This is a genomic window from Falsiroseomonas sp. RANM36, from assembly GCF_056682175.1.
The window spans coordinates 448,375-452,631 of the sequence record NZ_JBWXTD010000005.1 but is presented as its reverse complement, the minus strand read 5'-3'; the positions used below and the strand labels follow the sequence as shown (position 1 = coordinate 452,631).

Genomic DNA, 4,257 nt, shown 5'->3' with positions numbered 1-4,257 from the left:
GTGGTGGATCGCGCCCTGGCCGAGGCGGTCGCGCTGCTGCCCCCGGATGGCGCCGCGCCGCCGCGCCGCGGCCGCAAGGCGCTGATCCTCTACACCGCCGAGCACGGCTTCGTCGGCGCGCTGCCGGAGCGGATGCTGGACGCGGTGGCGGAGGATGCAGAAGCGGGCGTGCCGCTGTATTGCCTCGGCGCGCGCGGCGCGGCGCTGGCCGAGGCGCGCGGCTGGCAGCCCGCCTGGACCGCGCCGATGGCGACACAGATCGGCGCCGCCTCGCGCATCGCCGCCGAGGTGGCGGAACGGCTCTACGGCGCCTTCCTGCGCGGCGCGGTGACCGCGGTCGAGGTGCTGCACCCGGCCGTCGCCCCCGACAACCGCATCGCCACCGAGCGGCGCCGCCTGCTGCCGCTCGACCTCGCGCGGTTCCGCCGGCCCGATGGCGCCGTGCAGCCGCCGATCGTCCAGCTTGCGCCCGCGCGCCTGGTCGAGATGCTGGTCGGCGAGTATTTCCTCGCCGAGCTGGCGCATGCGACGCTCGAGGCCTTCGCCGCCGAGAACGCCGCGCGGCTGCAGACCATGCAGTCGGCCCGCGGCAGCATAGACCGCCGGCTCGCCCGCCTCCGCGGCGAGGAGCGGCGCGCCCGCCAGGAGGCGATCAACAGCGAACTGCTCGACGTGATCGCCGGCACCCTCGCCGAGGGCCTGCCCCTCGCCCGGCCCGGGGCGGGGGGCGGGCGGCCCCCGCCCCCCCCCCCCGGGGGGCGCCCCCCCCCACGCCGACCCCGGCCGCGCCCGCCGCCGCATAGGCGCCGAGCATCGCGGGCGCATGGGTGGCCGGCACCGGATAGCCGGAGCCGACGGGGCCGCGCGTCAGCAATTGCAGCGCCTGCCACAGCGCGACCGCCAGGATGGACAGGCAGAGGAAGCGCGTCGCCTCGGCCGGATCGGGCGAGAGCGCCGCGGCCGGCGCCGCCGCCAGGACGAAATAGACCGACTGCACGGCGACATGCTGCATGGCGAGCCAGAAGCTCGGCACCAGGGGCGAGGGCGTGTCGAGCCAATAGACCAGGCCCGCGGGCCGCTGCATGGGCCGGTCGGCGCCGCGCGCAAAACTGTCGAACAGCGACGGAAGCAACGACATGTGGAGGCCCAGACGGAATGCCCGGAAAGCTTAGGTCGAAGATTCCGCCCAGGCCAACGTCACTCCGCGTGACGGCTTGTTCATGCGCGCCGTTCAGAACACCGCGCGGAAGGGCAGGACTCGCACGCGGTCACCCGGCGCGACCTGGGTGATCTCCTCGCCCAGTTCGGCGAAGGCATCGGATTCGGTGAGCGAGGTGAGCAGCCCCGCTCCCTCCCGCGGGTATTTCCGCGCGACCGGCAGGTCGGTGCCGAAGCCGAGCGCGACCCGCACATACTCCCGCCGACCGGCCTTCTTGCGATAGGCGAAATCGGCCGTCGCGGCGAAGCGCGGCAGCGGCTCCGGCAGGGCGCCGGCGAGCCGCAGCAGCAGCGGCCGCGCGAGATGCAGGAAGGTGACCACGGCCGCCACCGGGTTGCCCGGCAGCCCGACGACCGGCGTGCCGCCCGAGGCGAACGTCCCGCCCGCCTTCGGCAGCACGCCCATCGCCGCCGGCCGCCCAGGCTTGATGGCCAGCCGCCAGAATACCAGCCGGCCGCTCGCCTCGATCGCCGCCTTCACATGGTCGGCTTCGCCCGTGGAGACGCCGCCCGAGGTCAGCAGCAGGTCCTGCGTCTCCGCCGCGGCGGCCAGCGCGCGCGCCGTCGCCGCGCCGTCATCGGGCAGGATGCCGAGATCGGAGACGGCGGCCGGCAGGCCGGCGAGCAGCGCCATCAGCGTGAAGCGGTTGGAATCGTAGGTCTGCGCCGGGCCGAGCGGCCGCCCGGGCTCGGCCAGTTCGTCGCCGGTGGAGAAGACGCCGATGCGCACCAGCGGCCGCACCGCGAGCCGCGTCAGCCCGAGCGCGGCGGCGAGGCCGAGATCGGGCGGCGTCAGCCGGCGGCCGGCCCGGAGCGCGAGCGCCTGCGCCGCGAGATCCTCGCCCGCCGGCCGGCAATTCGCGCCGCGCTTCAGGCCGGGCGGCATCACCACCGCGCCGCCCTCCTCGCGCGCATCCTCCTGCATCATCACCGTGTCGGCGCCGGGCGGCATCGGCGCGCCGGTGAAGATGCGCACCGCCATGCCCGGCGCGACCGGCGCGGCCGCCGCGCCGGCCTGCACGCGGCCGGCGATGACCAGCCGCGTCCCGCCCGCGGCGGCGAGGTCCGCATGGCGGAAGGCGTAGCCGTCCACGGCGGAATTGAAGAAAGGCGGCAGCGGGATCGGCGCGCGCAGATCCTCGGCCAGCACGCGGCCGAGCGCGGCGGGCAGCGCCAGCGCCTCCTGCCCGTCGGGCGGCGGCACGCGCGCGGCGATCAGCGCCTCGGCCTGCTCCACCGCGAGCAGCGGGCCGCCGAAGGCGAAGCAGTCGTCGCTGAGTTGCGCCATCCGCCCCGTCTAGCCCTTGGCGAGGAAGGCTTCCAGCGGCGTCGCCTTGTCCAGCACCAGCCCGGCAAGGGCGCCGATGTCATCGAGATGAGCCCAGGGCAGCGCCGTGCCGGGGGGCGCGACATCGGCGGCGATGGCGGCGACGAAGGGATCCTCGGGGTGTATCCAGTGCTTGCCGTTGGCGGCGCGGTGCACCTCGAGCTTCGGGTGGGCGTCGCGCTTGAAGCCCTCGACGATCACCAGGTCCACCGGATCGAGGCGACGAAGCAGTTCGGCAAGCTTCGGCTCCGGCGCGCCGCGCAGCTCGGTCATCAGCGCCCAGCGATTGGCGCTGGCCACCAGCACCTGCCGCGCCCCGGCGCTGCGATGCGCGTAGCTGTCCTTGCCGGGCCGGTCGATGTCGAAGGCGTGATGCGCGTGCTTGAGCGTGGAGACCGAAACCCCACGCGCGGCGAGTTCCGGGATCAGCCGCGTCATCAGCGTGGTCTTGCCGGCGCCGCTCCAGCCGGCCAGTCCGATCAGGCGCACATCCGGGTCCTCTGGAAATGGCGGAACCGGCCGGGCATCGCCGCGGCCGGTTCCGGTCAGGCCTCGCGCTCCCTGCGGGGAGCGCCGCGGCGGGATCAGTCCGCCCCGGCGACCTTCGCGTTGGGCGCGATGGTCTCGCGCGCCTTCTTCAGCTCGTCCTCGACCCAGAGCGAGTGGTGCTCCTTCGCCCAGTTCAGGTCCACCTGGCCGGAGCCCATCGCGTCGAAGGCGCCCTCCATGCCGACCGAGCCGATATAGATGTGGCCGAGCATCGCGCCGATCATCAGGACCGAGATGACGCCATGGACGATGTGCGCCAGCTGCATGCCCCCGATGTCGGTCACCCAGAAGGGGAAGATCAGCACATAGCCGGAGACGGCGACGAGGGTGCCGCCGATCACGGTGATCCAGAACACCATCTTCTGCCCGGCATTGAAGCGGCCGGCCGGCGGATGCGAATGGCCGAACAGGCCGCCCGCCGCCTTGAGCCAGCCCACGTCGCGCCCGTTCGGGATGTTGTCCTTCACCCACAGCAGGAACAGCAGGACGATGCCGAGCGTGAAGGGGAAGGACAGGTAGTTGTGCGCGAACTTGCCCCAGAGCGTGATGGTGGCGAAAGCGTCCGGCCCGATGATCGGCATGATCAGCCAGCGGCCGAAGGTCAGGTTGAGGCCGGTCAGCGCCAGCACCACGAAGGAGCCCGCGGTCATCCAGTGCGCCGAGCGCTCCAGCAGGTTGAAGCGCTGGATCGTGCGGCCCGAACGCCCCGCATCGATCGCGATGCGGCCGCGCGTGGCGTAGAACATCAGGATGATGGCGAGCATGCCGAGCACGGCGATGCCGCCGATCCAGCTCAGCGTGACGTTGTGGAAGGCGCGCCAGTCGCGGCCGGCCGGCTGCACCAGGCTCGCGGCCTGCGCATCCGGGATGGTGATGCGCCCGCCGATGCGCCCGCCCTGCAGCGCCTTCTGCAGTTCGAGCTCCTCTGCGCTGAGATCGGCCGGCGCGGGATTGGTCGGAATGCCGGTGACGGGGCCGCCGATCTGGGCCGGCGCCGGCGTGGCGAACCCGAGGCCGAGCGCGAGCGCCAGGGCGGGCAGGATGCGTGCGATCATGATCATCTCCCCAAGGGGCAGTCCCGGGGGGGGGGGGGGGGGGGGGGGGGGGCGGGGGCCCCGCGGCGCCCGCCGCCGCGCGGAGCGGGCGGGGGGGGAGAGGGGTGG

Annotated in this window: 4 protein-coding genes and 1 pseudogene; 1 reads left to right on the top strand and 4 read right to left on the bottom strand. The window is 73.9% G+C overall.

Annotated features, from left to right (window positions below):
- A pseudogene (locus AC1MIR_RS20200) lies at window positions 1-627 on the top strand (F0F1 ATP synthase subunit gamma); the annotation flags it as partial.
- 25 nt (window positions 628-652) lie between these two features.
- Here AC1MIR_RS20200 and AC1MIR_RS20195 read toward each other — a convergent pair.
- The 4 genes from AC1MIR_RS20195 to AC1MIR_RS20180 form a co-directional block, all read right to left on the bottom strand.
- Window positions 653-1,138 carry a hypothetical protein gene (locus AC1MIR_RS20195; RefSeq protein WP_480030233.1) on the bottom strand — a complete coding sequence of 162 codons (486 nt, stop codon included), beginning with the start codon at window positions 1,136-1,138 and terminating at the stop codon, window positions 653-655.
- A gap of 93 nt (window positions 1,139-1,231) precedes the next feature.
- Complete coding sequence (locus AC1MIR_RS20190; RefSeq protein ID WP_480029979.1) at window positions 1,232-2,506, bottom strand: molybdopterin molybdotransferase MoeA; 1,275 nt, start codon at window positions 2,504-2,506, stop codon at window positions 1,232-1,234.
- A gap of 9 nt (window positions 2,507-2,515) precedes the next feature.
- A complete protein-coding gene (gene mobB / locus AC1MIR_RS20185; protein WP_480029978.1) occupies window positions 2,516-3,034 on the bottom strand; it encodes a molybdopterin-guanine dinucleotide biosynthesis protein B in 519 nt (172 codons plus the stop codon).
- 95 nt (window positions 3,035-3,129) lie between these two features.
- Window positions 3,130-4,149 (bottom strand): formate dehydrogenase subunit gamma, encoded by a 1,020-nt coding sequence (locus AC1MIR_RS20180; protein ID WP_480029977.1) that lies wholly within the window; start codon window positions 4,147-4,149, stop codon window positions 3,130-3,132.
- Between the last annotated feature and the right edge of the window lie 108 nt (window positions 4,150-4,257).

Coding starts and splice junctions, on each gene's coding strand:
- AC1MIR_RS20195 (WP_480030233.1), bottom strand. CDS start 1,138: ATGTCGTTGCTTCCGTCGCTGTTCGACAGTTTTGCGCGCGGCGCCGAC.
- AC1MIR_RS20190 (WP_480029979.1), bottom strand. CDS start 2,506: ATGGCGCAACTCAGCGACGACTGCTTCGCCTTCGGCGGCCCGCTGCTC.
- AC1MIR_RS20180 (WP_480029977.1), bottom strand. CDS start 4,149: ATGATCGCACGCATCCTGCCCGCCCTGGCGCTCGCGCTCGGCCTCGGG.